At 48.6% G+C, this 16,003-nt stretch carries 15 protein-coding genes and 1 tRNA gene; all 16 read left to right on the top strand.

Annotated elements, in window-relative coordinates:
- Positions 1-6: 6 nt before the first annotated feature.
- The 16 genes from NIA71_RS08985 (at position 7) to nifJ (ending at position 15,899) form a co-directional block, all read left to right on the top strand.
- Positions 7-1,320, top strand: a complete 1,314-nt coding sequence (locus NIA71_RS08985) for an L-aspartate oxidase (RefSeq protein WP_148398987.1) — start codon at positions 7-9, stop codon at positions 1,318-1,320.
- On the top strand, positions 1,292-2,149 hold the full coding sequence (gene nadC / locus NIA71_RS08980) for a carboxylating nicotinate-nucleotide diphosphorylase (RefSeq protein ID WP_148399033.1): 858 nt from the start codon (positions 1,292-1,294) through the stop codon (positions 2,147-2,149). Before NIA71_RS08985 ends, nadC begins: the two co-directional genes overlap by 29 nt.
- A gap of 81 nt (positions 2,150-2,230) precedes the next feature.
- Positions 2,231-2,779, top strand: coding sequence for a DJ-1 family glyoxalase III (locus NIA71_RS08975; RefSeq protein ID WP_253020246.1), 549 nt, complete (start codon positions 2,231-2,233; stop codon positions 2,777-2,779).
- Positions 2,764-3,564: a PHP domain-containing protein gene (locus tag NIA71_RS08970; protein ID WP_148398991.1), complete on the top strand. Its 801-nt coding sequence runs from the start codon at positions 2,764-2,766 to the stop codon at positions 3,562-3,564. Before NIA71_RS08975 ends, NIA71_RS08970 begins: the two co-directional genes overlap by 16 nt.
- Positions 3,565-3,711: 147 nt before the next feature.
- Positions 3,712-4,770 (top strand): M23 family metallopeptidase, encoded by a 1,059-nt coding sequence (locus tag NIA71_RS08965; protein WP_253020245.1) that lies wholly within the window; start codon positions 3,712-3,714, stop codon positions 4,768-4,770.
- Between the two features lie 121 nt (positions 4,771-4,891).
- Positions 4,892-5,551 carry a serine O-acetyltransferase gene (gene cysE, locus NIA71_RS08960; RefSeq protein ID WP_148398995.1) on the top strand — a complete coding sequence of 220 codons (660 nt, stop codon included), beginning with the start codon at positions 4,892-4,894 and terminating at the stop codon, positions 5,549-5,551.
- Positions 5,538-6,941, top strand: coding sequence for a cysteine--tRNA ligase (gene cysS, locus NIA71_RS08955; protein ID WP_148398997.1), 1,404 nt, complete (start codon positions 5,538-5,540; stop codon positions 6,939-6,941). The genes cysE and cysS overlap by 14 nt, the downstream gene beginning before the upstream one ends.
- A 2-nt stretch (positions 6,942-6,943) precedes the next feature.
- Positions 6,944-7,339: a Mini-ribonuclease 3 gene (locus tag NIA71_RS08950; protein WP_148398999.1), complete on the top strand. Its 396-nt coding sequence runs from the start codon at positions 6,944-6,946 to the stop codon at positions 7,337-7,339.
- A gap of 1 nt (position 7,340) precedes the next feature.
- Entirely contained in the window at positions 7,341-7,571 is a 231-nt protein-coding gene (locus NIA71_RS08945; protein WP_148399001.1) for a hypothetical protein, read from the top strand.
- Between the two features lie 12 nt (positions 7,572-7,583).
- The gene (thyA, locus tag NIA71_RS08940; protein WP_148399003.1) at positions 7,584-8,414 is read left to right on the top strand and encodes a thymidylate synthase; all 831 of its coding nucleotides are present in this window, start codon (positions 7,584-7,586) and stop codon (positions 8,412-8,414) included.
- Positions 8,415-8,423: 9 nt separating this feature from the next.
- Positions 8,424-8,903, top strand: a complete 480-nt coding sequence (locus NIA71_RS08935; RefSeq protein ID WP_253020244.1) for a dihydrofolate reductase — start codon at positions 8,424-8,426, stop codon at positions 8,901-8,903.
- Position 8,904: 1 nt separating this feature from the next.
- Positions 8,905-9,648, top strand: coding sequence for a 23S rRNA (guanosine(2251)-2'-O)-methyltransferase RlmB (gene rlmB, locus NIA71_RS08930; RefSeq protein WP_148399007.1), 744 nt, complete (start codon positions 8,905-8,907; stop codon positions 9,646-9,648).
- Entirely contained in the window at positions 9,629-10,240 is a 612-nt protein-coding gene (gene sigH, locus NIA71_RS08925; protein WP_148399035.1) for an RNA polymerase sporulation sigma factor SigH, read from the top strand. The genes rlmB and sigH overlap by 20 nt, the downstream gene beginning before the upstream one ends.
- A gap of 71 nt (positions 10,241-10,311) precedes the next feature.
- Positions 10,312-10,388 (top strand) — tRNA-Thr (locus NIA71_RS08920).
- A 39-nt stretch (positions 10,389-10,427) separates the two neighbouring features.
- Positions 10,428-11,621 (top strand): elongation factor Tu, encoded by a 1,194-nt coding sequence (tuf, locus tag NIA71_RS08915; RefSeq protein WP_148396131.1) that lies wholly within the window; start codon positions 10,428-10,430, stop codon positions 11,619-11,621.
- Between the two features lie 747 nt (positions 11,622-12,368).
- On the top strand, positions 12,369-15,899 hold the full coding sequence (nifJ, locus tag NIA71_RS08910; protein WP_253020243.1) for a pyruvate:ferredoxin (flavodoxin) oxidoreductase: 3,531 nt from the start codon (positions 12,369-12,371) through the stop codon (positions 15,897-15,899).
- Positions 15,900-16,003: the final 104 nt, after the last annotated feature.

The raw sequence follows: 16,003 nt of genomic DNA, 5'->3' as shown, positions 1-16,003 counted from the left end.
AAGATCATGGAAAGCAAATATGACGTGATCGTCGCGGGCACCGGTGCCTCCGGGCTGTTCGCGGCACTCAGCCTTCCGCAAAACGTGAATGTGCTGATGATCACAAAGGACAAGACAGAAAACAGCAACTCCTACCTGGCCCAGGGCGGCATCTGCACTTTAAAAGAAGAGCAGGATTTTGAAACCTTCTTTGAAGACACCCTCCGGGCGGGGCGATATGAAAACAACAAAGAATCCGTTAAGTGCATGATCCAAGGGGCAGCGGAAGTCAACCGCCGGCTAATCTCCTACGGAGTGGAATTCGACCGCAGTGAAGACGGCGGCTTTGACTACACCAGAGAAGGAGCCCACAGCTCCTGCCGCATCCTGCACCATAAAGACGTGACCGGCAAGGAGATCACCAGCAAGCTGATCGATGCGGCACGAAAGAAAAAGAATATCACCATCGAGGAATATACGCTGATGATGGATTTGGTCATGGAAGGAAACCGCTGCTGCGGAATCATTGTAAAAGACCGGGACGGCCAGCTGAGACAAATTCAGGCAAAAGCCGTCATTCTGGCTACCGGCGGCATGGGCGGTCTCTTTGAACATTCCACCAACTTCCGCCATATCACCGGCGACAGTTTTGCCATGGCATCCAAGCACCATATCAAACTGAAAAACCTCAACTACATACAGATTCACCCCACCGTGCTTTACTCCAACAAGCCGGGAAGAGGATTTCTCATATCCGAATCCGTGCGCGGAGAAGGAGCGATTCTCATTAACAATAAAGGCGAACGCTTTGTAGACGAACTGCTTCCGCGGGATGTGGTATCGGCAGCGATTCAGGAAGAAATGACAAAGACACGCAGCCAGTGCGTCTATTTGTCCCTGGCCGGCAAACCGGAACAATGGATCAAAGACCGCTTCCCCAACATCTATCAGAAATGTTTGGAGGAAGGCTACGATCTGTGCAAAGAACCGATTCCCATCACACCGGCGCAGCACTACCTGATGGGTGGAATTGAAACCAATACCAACGGCGAAACCTCTGCCAAAAACCTTTATGCTGTAGGTGAGAGCGGCTGCAACGGCGTGCACGGCGCCAACCGCCTGGCCAGTAATTCCTTGTTGGAAGGACTGGTCTTTGCCAAACGGGCCGCCGCGCTGATCGAAAAAAACATTTCTCTGATCGCTTATGGTAGAAAGCAAGTCGACTTGACCCAATACGAAGATGAAGAGGCATGGCAGGCGGATAATCGCAAGCTGATTATGAATGAGATAAAGAGAAGGGATGAAAAGTTCTATGATCAATGGTGTGACCATAAAAATTAACGTGGATAAATACCTGCTCAGCGCTTTGCAGGAGGATATCACCGGAGAAGACGTTTCCACCAATGCGGTTATGCGGGAGGAAAAGACGGGCACCGCCGACTTGATCTGCAAAGAGGACGGCGTTATCTGCGGACTGGAAATCTTTCGGCGGGTGTTTGAACTGCTGGATGAAAACATCCGCTTCGAAACTCGGTTCAAAGACGGCGATCCGGTAAAAAAGGGTGATCTGATCGGCATTGTGACCGGAGATATCCGGGCTATTCTATCGGGAGAACGAACCGCCCTCAACTATCTCCAGCGAATGAGCGGCATTGCTACCCACACCCGGAATATGGCAGCCCAGCTTGCAGAAAGCAACACAAAACTTCTGGATACCAGAAAGACCACGCCCAATATGCGCATCTTTGAAAAATACGCGGTAAAAGTAGGCGGCGGAAACAACCACCGCTATAATCTTTCCGACGGGCTGATGCTGAAGGATAATCACATCGGCGCTGCCGGAAGCGTGGCCAAAGCCGTGGAGATGGCCAAAGAATATGCACCTTTTGTCCGTAAAGTGGAAGTGGAAGTGGAAACGCTGGACCAGCTTGAGGAAGCTCTGGCAGCAGGAGCGGATATCATTATGCTGGATAATATGGACCTTGAGACCATGCGAAAAGCCGTCGAAATTACCGCAGGACGGGCGGAGCTGGAATGCTCGGGAAACGTCACCAAGCAGCGGCTGAAAGAAATCGCGGCCATCGGCGTGGACTATGTCTCCGCAGGAACGCTGACCTACGGCGCGCCTTTGATGGACATTTCCTTGAAAAACTTAAAGCCTTGCAAGTAAAATAATGGTAAGAAAGAATTCAGCCGCAGCTTGTATGCGGCTGAATTTTGGCATATACTAATGAAAAAAGGAGGTAAGATTATGGTTTACGTACATTTAGCAGATGGATTTGAAGAAGTAGAGGCGCTGACAACGGTGGATCTTTTCCGCAGAGCCCAGATTGGCGTGCAGACGGTTTCCATCACCGGAAAGAAAGAGGTTACGGGTGCCCACAATGTAACGGTGGAGGCGGATATCCTCTTTGAAGAAACCGATTATGAACAGTGTGAAATGATTGTGCTGCCTGGAGGAATGCCGGGAGCCGAGCACCTGGGAAATCACGAAGGTCTGACAAGCCACATTCGCTGCTTTGCGAAGAACGACAAATATATTGCGGCGATCTGTGCGGCGCCTATGGTCTTTGGTGCGCTGGGAGTGCTGGATGGGAAAAAATCCACCATTTATCCGGGCATGGAGGACAAGCTTGGCGGTGCGGACTATCAAAACGAAAAGGTAGTGGTGGATGGAAAAATCGTCACATCCATGGGACCGGCCACAGCCATGCCTTTTGCTCTCAAGCTGATCGAACTGTTGAAAGGCAAGGCTGCTTCCGATGAAGTGGCAGCAGGGCTCTTATGGAACCAAAAGTAGATTTTCATATCCATACCTGGTTTTCCGACGGATCCATCTCGCCGGCGGAACTTGTAAAGCAGGCAAAAGAGAATGGCTACGACAAAATCGCCATCACCGATCATGACGGCATCGACGGAATCAAAGAAGCTCAGGAAGCCGGCAGACAATTGGGGCTGGAGATTATACCCGGTATCGAGCTGGCCACAGAAACAGAAACGGGCATCGGCCTTCACATTCTGGGCTATTATATCGATACTGAAAACAAACAGCTCTTAAAAACGCTGGACGATCTGCGCAAGAAGCGGGACGCCCGCAATGAAAAACTGCTCAAAGAGCTGGAACGCATGGGATATCCCCTTACACAGGAGGAGCTGATGCTCCGGTCCGGGCAGACCTTTATCGGAAAGCCCATCATTGCCCGTGCCATGGCGGCCAAGGGATACATCGAAAAGCCCAAGGAGGCCTTTGCAGAGGGAAAGCTCTTAGAATCACCCGCCGCAAAAGCCATTAAAAAAGAAAAGCTGAAAACCTCCGACGCCATTGGTCTGATTAAAGGAGCGGGCGGTATTGCTGTCCTTGCCCATCCCATTCAAATTCGCAAGTTTGGCACGCCTGGAAGTGAATCCTTTTATCAAAAAGTGGATGACCTGATCTCTCGTCTAAAAAAAGATGGGCTGGACGGATTGGAGTGCTTTCATTGCGATCACAGCGTCGAGCAGGCGGCCCGTTTTGTGGAAATCGCCCAAAGACATCACCTGCGTATTACCAGGGGATCGGATTTTCATGGCACAAAATTTGAATAAAAAATAGGTATAATTGGGACAAGCTGGGAATACTATATATCGTGTGCGATTAAATCCAGGTGGTGTTAAACCTGAAAACACCGCCCAGGAAGTCGCTCAAAATTCAAAGCTCCCTGTAAGGGGACAGAGAAAAAAGGAAGCGATATTATGAAAGAATTACCCAGTAGGAGCCTCCGGTTCCTAAAAACAAGAAAGAAGATCGTCATGGGAACCGCCGCCGTTTTTCTGGCCGCTGTATCCATTGCGGCCGGAACAGCCATAGTACCGTCAGACTTTGAAGTACCTGTACGTTTAGCAAATGGAGAAGTGATCACACCACCCTGGTATGTTACCGCCAATGGGCAGCAGGTTGCCCTCGTGGACAGTAAGGAAGATGCCAGAGAAGTCGTAAAAAAAGTAGCACAGCATTACAAAAACAATGAAACTGTAAAAATCGAGATAGAAGAGCAGACCTCTGCAAAAGAGATGAATCTGGAAAACGGCGATAAAAAGCCCCGGATTATGACGGTAGAGGAAGCAGCCGCTGAAATTGCGGAAAAAGAAGAGTTGACCGTCAAAACCACCGAAGTGGTTACAGAAGAAGAACCGATTGCATTCAAAGAGACTCACGAAAAAACGGACAAGCTCTATGTGGGACAGACGAAAGTCAAAAAAGAAGGCCGCAGCGGTTTGAAGAAAGTAACAAAGAAAATCACCAAGGAAAACGGAGAAGCCGTTAAAACCGACGTTGTGGAGGAAGAAATCCTTCAGGAGGCGGAGCCGCAGGTTGTGTTGACAGGGACCAAAGAAAATGAAGAAGCCCTGTTCACCGCTTCCAGGGGCACCGAAAAGCGGGGCAGCGGCAGCCTGGCGGCGCCCGTATCGACCATTCGCGTCACATCCGGATTTGGCCCCAGATGGGGAAGAACTCACTTGGGTGTGGATCTGGGAATGGCATCCGGTTCGCCCATCAGCGCCGCCGACGGAGGAACGGTGATTTTCGCCGGTTATTCGGGAAGCTACGGCAACCTGGTTAAAATCGACCACGGGAATGGACTTGTTACCTATTACGCCCATTGCAGCGCCATCCTGGCAAAAGAGGGACAAGCTGTAGAAAAAGGCCAGACCATTGCCAAAGTCGGCTCCACCGGAAACTCCACCGGCCCCCACCTCCACTTTGAGGTCCGGGTAAACGGTGAAAATGTCAACCCCATGAACTATCTGTAAGACAACTTTTTCGAGGCAAAATCAAAGGGGTGACAAATTTATCCTCACATTGTATAATATAAGGCAGGTATGCGTACCTGTCTTATTTTAATAGATATTGTAAGGATGAAAGAGGAGATACATGGCATTTTTTAAGGCAATCAGAGAAGACATACAGACCGTATTAAAAAAAGACCCGGCCGCGCGAAACGGCTTTGAGGTCCTTTTATGTTATCCGGGCGTATGGGCTTTGATCTGGCATAAGCCGGCTCACTGGTGTTACAAACATCATATGAAATTGCTGGCCAGAATCATCTCCCAGCTGACCAGATGGTTCACCGGTATTGAAATCCATCCTGGAGCCGCCATCGGCAGGCGATGTTTCATCGACCACGGTATGGCTGTGGTCATAGGAGAAACAACCGAGATCGGCGATGATGCGACCATCTATCAGGGAGTGACCCTGGGCGGTACGGGGAAGGACGTGGGCAAGCGCCATCCCACCCTGGGCGACCGGGTAATCGTAAGCTCAGGAGCCAAGGTTCTGGGGCCATTCAGAGTGGGAAACGACGTTAAGATCGGCGCCGGTTCTGTGGTACTCAAGGAGATTCCCGACGGCTGTACGGTGGTGGGAATACCTGGGACCATCGTAAAACGGAGCAAGCCGACCAATGAAGATCTCAACCAGGTAGACCTGCCGGATCCAATCGCCGTCGAGCTGGAGTGCCTGCGGAGACGTATCGTAATGCTTGAAAATAAATTGAGGGAACAACAGAAAGGAAAAAACGATGAAAATATATAATACCTTGACAAGGAAAAAAGAAGAATTTGTGCCAGTGGATCAGAATGAAATCAAAATCTACGTCTGCGGACCGACGGTTTACAACTACTTTCACATCGGCAACGCCAGGCCCTTCGTCGTCTTCGACACCCTGAGAAAATATCTGGAGTACCGGGGAAAAAACGTAAAGTTTGTCCAGAACTTTACCGATGTGGACGACAAGATCATCAATAAGGCCAGAGAAGAAGGCGTCAGCGCCGGAGAAATCAGTGAAAAATTTATTGAAGAATACTATAAAGACGCAGCGGCGCTCAATGTAAAGAAAGCGAACGTCCATCCCAAGGTGACCGAGAACATGGATGAGATCATCGCCTTTGTCAAAGACCTGATCGATCTGGGATATGCCTATGAGGTTGACGGCGATGTTTACTACAGCACCAGAGCCTTTAAGGATTATGGAAAGCTTTCCGGACAGAACATCGAGGATTTGGAATCGGGCGCCAGAATTGAAGTGGGCGAAAAGAAAAAAGATCCATTGGATTTCGCCCTTTGGAAGGCGAGAAAGACGGACGATGAAATCGCCTGGGAATCCCCATGGGGAATGGGGCGGCCCGGCTGGCACATCGAATGCTCCACCATGTCAAAGCGGTATCTGGGCGATACCATCGATATCCATGCCGGCGGACAGGATTTGACCTTCCCCCACCACGAAAACGAAGTGGCCCAGTCGGAGGCCCACAGCGGCAAGCAGTTCGCCAACTACTGGATGCACAATGGTTATATTACCATTGATAATGAAAAGATGTCCAAATCCAAGGGCAACTTCTTTACCGTAAGAGATATCCTCAAGGAGTATGATGGAGAGGTGATCCGATTCTTCCTGCTTTCGGGCCATTACCGCAATCCGATCAACTTCAGCGACAGCCTCATGGAACAGGCCAAGAACGGTCTTGCCAGAATGGAGAATGCCAAGAGCAATCTCAAGCACTTAATCAGTACCTGCCAGGGAACGATGTCTGAGAAAGAACAGGACACTTTGAAGGGTTACGATCAATATAGACAGGAATTCATTGCCGCTATGGAGGATGACCTGAATACGGCTGATGCCATTTCCGCAGTATTTGAACTGGTGACGGCCATCAACACCGCCGTAAAAGACGGTTGCAGTAAAGAATTTGCAGAAAAATCTTTGGAAACACTGATGGAGCTTGCCTCTGTTTTGGGACTTCTGCAGCACGATCAGGAAGATGAGGGCGGCATTGACGATGACATTCAGGCGCTGGTCGATGAACGTCAGGAAGCGAGAAAAAACAAGAACTTTGCCAGAGCGGACGAGATTCGCGATCTGCTGAAAGAAAAGGGAATTACCCTGAAAGATACTCCGCAGGGCGTACAGATTATCAAAGAATAGATATGGATATAAAGGAAGTAAAAACCATCAATACGACAGCGCTGGCCTATCTGGGCGATGCGGTCTACGAAGTGGCCGTGCGCAGATTCATCATGGAGACCGGTCAGCACAACGCGGATCGGCTTCATCAAATCGCCGTAAGGTTTGTCAGGGCCGAAGGCCAGGCGCTGGCGATAAAAAAGCTGATGGACGAGCTGACGGAGGAAGAGCAGGCGCTGGCCAGAAGGGCCAGAAACCGCAAAATCACTTCCAAGCCCAAGAATACGGATCCGGTGACTTACAAACTGGCCACCGCTTTCGAAGCACTGGTCGGCTACCTGTATTTGGCGGATCAGCAGGACCGGCTCAAGTGGTTCATTGATCGGGCAATTGAAACGATAAATAAAAACGGAGCATAAGATGGCGAAAAAAAAGAAAAAAGTCCGTAATAAGGCCCGGGACGTTTTTACGGATTACTATGAAACCAATAAACAGTACGCAAAGGAAAACCGAGAGCGGCAGCAGCAGGAGGGGAAAGCCACTGGCAGAGAAAGCTGGAAGTGGCATAATCTTTCCTCCACGGAAAAGACCTATATTGTCGTTATTGCCCTGGGGCTGATCGGCATCTTTGTTAAATATGTAATTTTTTAGACAGGAGAGAAAATGAGCAAAGCAGATCAATTATTTGTAACCATGTGCGGAAATATTTTGGAGCACGGGTTTTCATCGGAAGGCCAAACTGTGCGCGCCAAGTGGGAAGACGGAACGCCGGCTCATACCATAAAAACTTTTGGGGTAGTCAACCGCTACGATTTGCAGGAAGAATTTCCGGCCCTGACGCTGCGGCCGACGGCGATTAAATCGGCAGTGGACGAGATCCTTTGGATCTGGCAGAAAAAATCCAACAACATCAACGACCTCAAGAGCCGCATTTGGGACGAGTGGGCGGATGAAGAGGGGTCCATCGGCAAAGCCTACGGCTACCAGATGGGTGTGAAGTACAAGTTCCCCCATGGAGAGATGGATCAGGTGGACAATGTTTTGTGGCAGCTTCGCCATACCCCTTATTCGAGAAGGATTATGACCAATATTTATAATTTCAGCGATCTGATGGAGATGGGACTGGAGCCTTGCGCTTACAGCATGACCTTCAACGTAACCGGTAATAAGCTCAATGCCATCCTCAACCAAAGATCCCAGGATATTTTGACGGCCAATAATTGGAACGTAGTGCAGTATTCGGTGCTGATTCACATGTTCGCTCAGGTATCGGGTTTAGTACCAGGTGAGCTGGTTCACGTAATCGCGGATGCCCATATCTATGACCGGCATGTTCCGGTCATAAAAGAACTGATTCAAAGGCCTCAGTATCCGGCCCCCAAGTTCACGCTCAATCCGGATATCAAAGATTTCTATGACTTTACGGTGGACGATCTTAAGATTGAAGATTATCAAAAGAATCCCCAGATTAAAAATATACCCGTTGCAATTTAGGAGATCGGAATGAACACAATTGTAGTTGTAGATGAAAACTGGAACATTGGCAGGGACGGGGGACTTTTGGTCCATCTTCCCGGCGACTTGAAATATTTTAAAGAGCGCACTTACGGAAAAACGGTGGTCGTGGGGCGAAAAACCCTGGAATCCTTTCCCGGCGCAAAGCCCCTCCCCGGAAGAAAAAATGTGGTTCTTTCACGAAATGAGGATTACAATCCAAAAGACTGCACGGTCTATCACTCAAAAGAAGAGCTGATGGAAGCTCTGGCCGGCGAAGAAGTTTTCGTATCCGGCGGCGAACAGATTTACCTCCAGTTTATGGAAGATTGCCGGCGATTTTATGTAACAAAGATCTATGCATCCTTTCCAGCGGACCGATCCTTTCCCAACCTGGATGAGATGGAGGACCTTGCGGTCACCTGGAAAAGCGATGTTCAGGAAGAAAAAGGAATTCGCTACCAATTTTTTGAGTATACGAGGATATAGAATGGCAGATACTATGATTATCGGCAGAAATGCCGTTATGGAGGCGCTGAAAAGCGACCGGGAAATTGAAAAGCTGATTGTGGCCAAGGGTGCGGAAGGTTCCATCCGTAAGATAACCGGCATGGCTAAGGAGAAAAAGATACCCATTCATTACAGCGACAAATCTGCGCTGGACCGCGTTGCGGAAGGAAAAAACCATCAGGGAGTGGCGGCCTGGGTTTCCCAATATCGGTACTGCCAGGTGGAAGATATTCTGGACCGTGCTGCAGAGCGCGGCGAAGAACCGCTTTTGATCCTGCTGGACGGACTGGAAGATCCCCACAATCTGGGAGCCATCATGCGCACCGCAGAATGCTGCGGCGCTCACGGTATTGTAATTCCAAAACGGCGGGCAGCAGGGTTGACCGAAACGGTAGCTAAAGCTTCTGCCGGCGCCATCGAGCATATGCTCTGCGCAAAGGTTGCCAATATTGGTCAGACGATCGACAAGCTGAAAACGCAGGGGATCTGGGTGGCAGCCTGCGACATGGACGGGCAGATTTACAGCCGGCAGAATTTGACGGGCAAACTGGCGCTGGTGATCGGCGGCGAGGGGGCCGGCATCAGCAGGCTGGTACGGGAAAAATGTGATTTCACCGTATCAATCCCCATGAAGGGAAAGATTACTTCGCTGAACGCGAGTTGTGCGGCGGCAATTTTAATGTACGAGGTGGTAAGGCAGCGTGATGGACAAGCGTTACGATGAGCTGACGGATGAACAGCTGGTAGAAGAAGCTCAGGCGGAAAGCCTGGAGGCGGAAGAATATCTGATTCGAAAATACAAAGAAGTGGTGAGAAGCAGGGCCAAGCTGTATTTTATTATGGGCGCTGATGGCGAGGATGTGGTTCAGGAAGGGATGATCGGCCTCTTTAAAGCTATTAAGAGTTACGATTGCGCAAAAGACGCATCCTTTCATACATTTGCGGAACTGTGCATCAACCGTCAGATCATAACAGCCATCAAAACTGCCAGCCGGCTCAAGCATTCACCACTCAATACCTCCATCTCACTTAACAAACCGGTTTCTGAGGAAGAGACAGATGGAACTCTGGAAGAAACCCTCTGTTCGGACAGCAATTCGGATCCGGAAGCCCAGCTGCTTCTCAAGGATGTGGTGAAATCTATCATCGGCAACGAGGGCAATATTTTCAGCAAATTTGAGATGCAGGTATGGAATGAGTATTTGACGGGAAAGAATTATAGACAGATTGCAGAAGGTCTGGGAAAAAGCCCGAAAGCCGTTGATAATGCCATCCAGAGAACCAAGAAAAAAATTTTAGCGTACTTGTGTCAATAATTAAGCGTTTTCACTCATTTCTTTTGTTGACACAAGCCCTAAAATATAGTACCATATGAATTGATCGGCGTGCTGTTGTAGCTCAGTTGGTAGAGCACTTCCTTGGTAAGGAAGAGGTTCGGCAGTTCGAGTCTGCTCAACAGCTCCAATTTTTTAACGATTAAACACATTTTAGGAGGAAATTGAAATGGCAAAGGCAAAGTTTGAAAGAAACAAACCACATATCAATATCGGAACCATTGGACACGTAGACCATGGTAAGACAACTCTGACGGCAGCGATCACAACGACCCTGCAGCAGAGATACCAGCTGGGTGAAAAGGTAGCTTTCGACCAGATCGATAAAGCTCCGGAAGAAAAAGAAAGAGGAATCACCATCGCGACCGCTCACGTAGAGTATGAAACACCCAACAGACACTACGCGCACGTAGACTGCCCGGGACATGCGGACTATGTAAAGAACATGATCACAGGAGCGGCTCAGATGGACGGAGCGATCCTAGTAGTAGCAGCGACCGACGGACCAATGCCTCAGACAAGAGAACACATCCTGCTGTCGAGACAGGTAGGCGTACCATATATCATCGTATTCCTGAACAAATGCGACATGGTAGATGACGAAGAACTGCTGGATCTGGTAGAAATGGAAGTAAGAGAACTGCTGGACGAATACGAATTCCCAGGAGACGACACACCGATCATCAGAGGATCGGCGCTGGGCGCGCTGGAAGATCCTGCCGGCCCATGGGGAGACAAGATCGTGGAACTGTTCGAAGCAGTAGACAGCTATATTCCGGAACCGGAGAGAGATAACGACAAACCGTTCATCATGCCGGTCGAGGACGTATTCTCCATCACAGGCCGTGGAACAGTAGCGACTGGAAGAGTCGAAAGAGGCTGCCTGAAGGTGGGAGAAGAAGTAGAAATCGTAGGACTGACCGAAGAAAAGAGAAAGGTCGTCGTAACGGGAATCGAAATGTTCAGAAAGCTGCTGGACGTAGCGGAGACCGGAGACAACATCGGAGCGCTCTTAAGAGGCGTGCAGAGAGATGAAATCGAAAGAGGGCAGGTACTGTCCGCACCGGGAACGATTCACCCGCACACAAAGTTCAAAGGCGAAGTATACGTGCTGAAGAAGGAAGAGGGCGGAAGACATACGCCGTTCTTCAACGGATACAGACCGCAGTTCTATTTCAGAACAACGGACGTAACGGGAGATCTGCAGCTGCCAGAAGGAACAGAAATGTGCATGCCTGGAGATAACATCACCATGACAATCGAGCTGATCACACCGATCGCGATCGAAGAAGGACTGAGATTCGCCATCAGAGAAGGCGGAAGAACAGTCGGCTCCGGCGTCGTATCCGAGATCATCGAGTAATTAAAGATTGATATTAAAAAAGACCACCGGTTATCGGCGGTCTTTTTTTGGCCTGGGCCGGCCGGGAGGGGGCGGCCGCAGACCGGCTGGGTGGCATCGTGGTGTGGCACATGCCCAAGGGCGAAAGTATCAGACCGAAGGGCTACACGCGCAAATTTTGATCGTTTTTCATGGCCAGCCAGCCTGCAGATGGTTTGCCCGCAGTGGAGCTATCAAAATTCCGCTCGCTTTTATTCAATTTTGATAGTTTTCCGATGGGCTGGTCCCTGCGCTCGCCAAAAAAGTATTGAAAGAGAAGCTCTTTTTCTGAATCCCGATATTCTTCCAGGAGGTGAATAGCCCGTTAAGACGAAATGTATCCAAACCGGTCAGGATATCTGGATAAATGTGTTTATACTGATACTTGCGCGTTGCTGACAGGCTCCCCAAGTATCCCACTCTTCCCGAGCTTCCCCTGCGGAATGAGAAGGAAAAAATTCAATAGGGAATAGACGATGTATAAGTTATTCATAATATGCATACAGAACTGTTCTGCAGCGATAGGAAAAATACGAACTATTCGAACGATTTATTTGCAAAGAAAACATTGTTAAAAAATTTGCAAATCCTTGCAATTACTGAGGTTCAAGTTTTTTTGTGTATTTTGTATAATTTTTAGTACATCCTTGACATTTATATTTTATTGCGGTAAAGTATAACGTATATTGTGAAAAAATATAATAGTGGTACTATTGTTTGGAGGGAAAAATGACACACAGAAGAATGAAGACAATGGACGGCAATACAGCTGCGGCACATGTTTCGTACGCATTTACAGATGTTGCCTCCATCTATCCGATTACACCATCATCTACCATGGCAGAAGTCGTAGATGAATGGGCAGCTTACGGGAGAAAGAATATCTTTGGACAGACTGTAAAAGTTGCGGAAATGCAGTCCGAGGCCGGAGCGGCCGGAGCAGTACACGGCTCTTTGGCGGCAGGCGCTCTGTCGACTACATTTACTGCATCGCAGGGTCTGCTGCTGATGATTCCTAATATGTATAAAATCGCGGGTGAACTGCTGCCGGGCGTGTTCCATGTTGCGGCAAGAAGCGTATCCACCCATGCTCTTTGTATCTTCGGCGACCATTCCGACGTTATGGCCTGCCGTCAGACGGGATTTGCCATGCTGGCTTCCGGATCCGTACAGGAAGTTATGGATTTAGGCGGTATTGCGCACCTTGCTTCTATTAAAGGTAGAGTACCGTTCCTGCATTTCTTTGACGGATTTAGAACTTCCCACGAGATACAGAAAATTGAAGTTTTCGCATATGATGACTTTAAGAAACTGGTTGATTGGGATGCAGTTCAGGAATTCAGAGAAAGAGCCCTCAATCCGGAACATCCAGTAATCAGAGGTACGGCCCAAAATCCGGATATTTTCTTCCAGGGAAGAGAGGCTGCTAATAAATTTTATGAGCGCATTCCGGAAATCGTAGTAGAGTATATGGATAAGGTCAGTGATCTAACCGGGAGAAGCTACAAGCCTTTTGACTATGTAGGAGCACCGGACGCTGAGAACGTTGTGGTAGCTATGGGTTCTGTATGTGAAACCATTGAAGAAACTATGAACAAGCTGATTTCAGAAGGCCACAGAGTAGGATTGATTAAAGTAAGACTCTACAGACCTTTTGTTAAGAAATATTTTATGGACGTTCTTCCAAAGTCTGTAGAAAGAATTGCTGTTTTAGATAGAACCAAAGAGCCGGGCGCTCTCGGTGAGCCGCTTTACCAGGATGTTAAGACCATGCTTTACGGTGAAAGAAACGCACCGGAAGTATACGGCGGCAGATACGGCCTGGGATCCAAGGATACAACTCCTGGGATGGTTCACGCCATTTATGACAATCTGTATCATAAAAAGCCAAAGAATCATTTTACCATTGGTATCGAGGACGATGTGACAGGAACATCGCTGCCGTACACAGAAGGAATTGCCAGAGAACCGGAAGGCACCATCAAATGTAAATTCTGGGGATTGGGTTCCGATGGTACGGTTGGCGCCAACAAGACAGCCATCAAGATTATCGGTGATAAAACAAACCTTTATGCCCAGGGATATTTTGCTTATGACTCCAAGAAGTCCGGTGGCGTTACCATCTCCCATCTGAGATTTGGTGAGCATCCGATTCAGTCTACATATTTGATCAATCAGGCGGATTTTGTAGCTTGCCATAATCAGGCGTATCTGAGACAGTACGATATGCTCAAAGACCTGAAAAAGGGAGGCACTTTCCTGCTCAACTGTATGTATTCGGAAAAAGAAATCGCTGAAAAGCTCCCGGCAAAGGTAAAAAGAGACCTGGCAAAAAAGAATATCAACTTCTATATCATAGATGCCTGGAAGATTGCAGGCGAAGTAGGACTGGGAAGCAGAATCAACATGGTCATGCAGGCGGCTTTCTTCAAGCTGGCGGAAGTAATGCCGGTTGATGAAGCGATCAAATACCTGAAAGAAGGAATTGACAAGACCTACAAAAAGAAGGGACAGAATATCGTTGATATGAACTGCAAGGCAGTCGATATGGGCGTTGCTGCGATCAAGAAGATCAACGTTCCCGAAGGCTGGGCCCACGCGGAAGATCCAAAAGAAAAATATGAAGAACTGCCTGAATTTATTGAAGAAATTTTGATCCCAATGAACAAGCAGGAAGGCGATGATCTGCCGGTCAGCGCATTTGACGGCATTGAAGACGGTACATTCCCGTCCGGTACGGCCGCTTATGAAAAGCGCGGCGTAGCGATTATGCTGCCGGAATGGGATGCAGAAAAATGTATTCAGTGCAACCAGTGTTCCTTTGTCTGCCCCCATGCTGCTATCAGACCAATGCTTCTCGACGAAGAAGAAAAGGCTGCAGCGCCATTTGGATTTATTACAGCGGAAGCCAAGGGCAAAGGTCTGGAAGGTCTCCAGTACAGAATGCAGGTTTCACCGCTGGATTGCTTAGGCTGCGGAAACTGTGCGGATATTTGTCCGTCCAAGGAAAAGGCTCTGGTTATGAAGCCTTTCTCAGAGGAAATCATGGAAACGGAAAACTGGAATTATGGTATCGATATTCCGAGAAAAGACAAGCGAGTTTCTCCTGACACCGTTAAGGGAAGCCAGTTCGCAAAACCATATATTGAATTCTCCGGCGCTTGCGCAGGCTGCGGCGAGACGCCGTATATCAAGCTGGCGACTCAGCTCTTTGGAGACAGAATGCTGATTGCCAATGCAACGGGATGTTCCTCTATTTGGGGTGCGTCCGCTCCGTCCACGCCTTATTGCAAGGATGAGAACGGCAGAGGTCCTGCATGGGCCAACTCCCTGTTTGAGGACAATGCGGAATACGGCTATGGTATGGCGCTGGCCTCCAAGCAACACAGAGAAAAGATCGAGCATAACATGAAAGCCCTGCTGGAGCTGGATGTTGACGAAAACTTGAAAGAGGCCATGGAAGAATGGCTGGAATTCAAGGAAGACGGTAAAGAATCCAGAGAAAAGAGTGATAAAGTCGTTGCTGCGATTGAACATATGAAAACGACAGATAACGTTGTCAGAGCGCTTTGTGACAGAATCATGGATTTGAAAGATTATCTGGTTAAGAAATCCATCTGGGCTCTGGGCGGCGACGGCTGGGCGTACGATATCGGTTACGGAGGTCTGGACCATGTGCTGGCTTCCGGCGAAAACATCAATATTCTGGTATTTGATACCGAAGTTTACTCCAACACAGGCGGCCAGGCGTCAAAAGCGACACCGGCTGCAGCGATTGCTAAATTTGCTGCCTCCGGAAAGAGAATTAAGAAGAAGGATCTGGGTATGATGGCTATGTCCTATGGCTATGTTTATGTAGCACAGGTTGGCATGGGTGCAGACAAAAATCAGCTGATGAAAGCCATGATCGAAGCGGAGGCCTATGACGGCCCATCCTTGATTATCGCTTACGCGCCATGTATTAACCACGGCCTGAAGAAGGGCATGGGAAAATCTCAGGAAAATATCAAGGATGCAGTGGAAGCCGGATACTGGCATCTGTACAGGTACAATCCTGAACTGAAGGCAAAAGGCAAGAATCCGTTTATTCTGGATTCAAAAGAACCAAATGCAAGCTTTAAAGACTTTATCATGGGTCAGGTTCGTTACTCCTCACTCGCTAAGGAATTCCCTGAAATCGCAGATAAACTGTTTACGATGACGGAGGAAGATGCCAAGGAAAGATATGACGGCTACAAACAGCTGGCGGAGAGGAAATAAATTTGTAGTATAAGGGATTAAATTCCTTTCTACACAATAATACCAGTGAAGAAACCGTGCTTATGTTGCGGTTTCTTTGCTTTGGGGAATTAAGGCAGATGAAT

The sequence above is a fragment of the Ihubacter massiliensis genome, from assembly GCF_024125305.1.
In the GTDB taxonomy this organism is placed as follows: domain Bacteria; phylum Bacillota; class Clostridia; order Peptostreptococcales; family Anaerovoracaceae; genus Hominibacterium; species Hominibacterium faecale.
The sequence above is the reverse complement of the archived record's forward strand: the minus strand, read 5'-3'. Positions and strand labels throughout refer to the sequence as shown.

Excerpts from the sequence above, each read along its gene's own strand:
- NIA71_RS08985 (WP_148398987.1), top strand. The coding sequence starts at position 7 with ATGGAAAGCAAATATGACGTGATCGTCGCGGGCACCGGTGCCTCCGGG.
- nadC (WP_148399033.1), top strand. The coding sequence starts at position 1,292 with ATGATCAATGGTGTGACCATAAAAATTAACGTGGATAAATACCTGCTC.
- NIA71_RS08975 (WP_253020246.1), top strand. The coding sequence starts at position 2,231 with ATGGTTTACGTACATTTAGCAGATGGATTTGAAGAAGTAGAGGCGCTG.
- NIA71_RS08970 (WP_148398991.1), top strand. The coding sequence starts at position 2,764 with ATGGAACCAAAAGTAGATTTTCATATCCATACCTGGTTTTCCGACGGA.
- NIA71_RS08965 (WP_253020245.1), top strand. The coding sequence starts at position 3,712 with ATGAAAGAATTACCCAGTAGGAGCCTCCGGTTCCTAAAAACAAGAAAG.
- cysE (WP_148398995.1), top strand. The coding sequence starts at position 4,892 with ATGGCATTTTTTAAGGCAATCAGAGAAGACATACAGACCGTATTAAAA.
- cysS (WP_148398997.1), top strand. The coding sequence starts at position 5,538 with ATGAAAATATATAATACCTTGACAAGGAAAAAAGAAGAATTTGTGCCA.
- NIA71_RS08950 (WP_148398999.1), top strand. The coding sequence starts at position 6,944 with ATGGATATAAAGGAAGTAAAAACCATCAATACGACAGCGCTGGCCTAT.
- NIA71_RS08945 (WP_148399001.1), top strand. The coding sequence starts at position 7,341 with ATGGCGAAAAAAAAGAAAAAAGTCCGTAATAAGGCCCGGGACGTTTTT.
- thyA (WP_148399003.1), top strand. The coding sequence starts at position 7,584 with ATGAGCAAAGCAGATCAATTATTTGTAACCATGTGCGGAAATATTTTG.
- NIA71_RS08935 (WP_253020244.1), top strand. The coding sequence starts at position 8,424 with ATGAACACAATTGTAGTTGTAGATGAAAACTGGAACATTGGCAGGGAC.
- rlmB (WP_148399007.1), top strand. The coding sequence starts at position 8,905 with ATGGCAGATACTATGATTATCGGCAGAAATGCCGTTATGGAGGCGCTG.
- sigH (WP_148399035.1), top strand. The coding sequence starts at position 9,629 with ATGGACAAGCGTTACGATGAGCTGACGGATGAACAGCTGGTAGAAGAA.
- tuf (WP_148396131.1), top strand. The coding sequence starts at position 10,428 with ATGGCAAAGGCAAAGTTTGAAAGAAACAAACCACATATCAATATCGGA.
- nifJ (WP_253020243.1), top strand. The coding sequence starts at position 12,369 with ATGACACACAGAAGAATGAAGACAATGGACGGCAATACAGCTGCGGCA.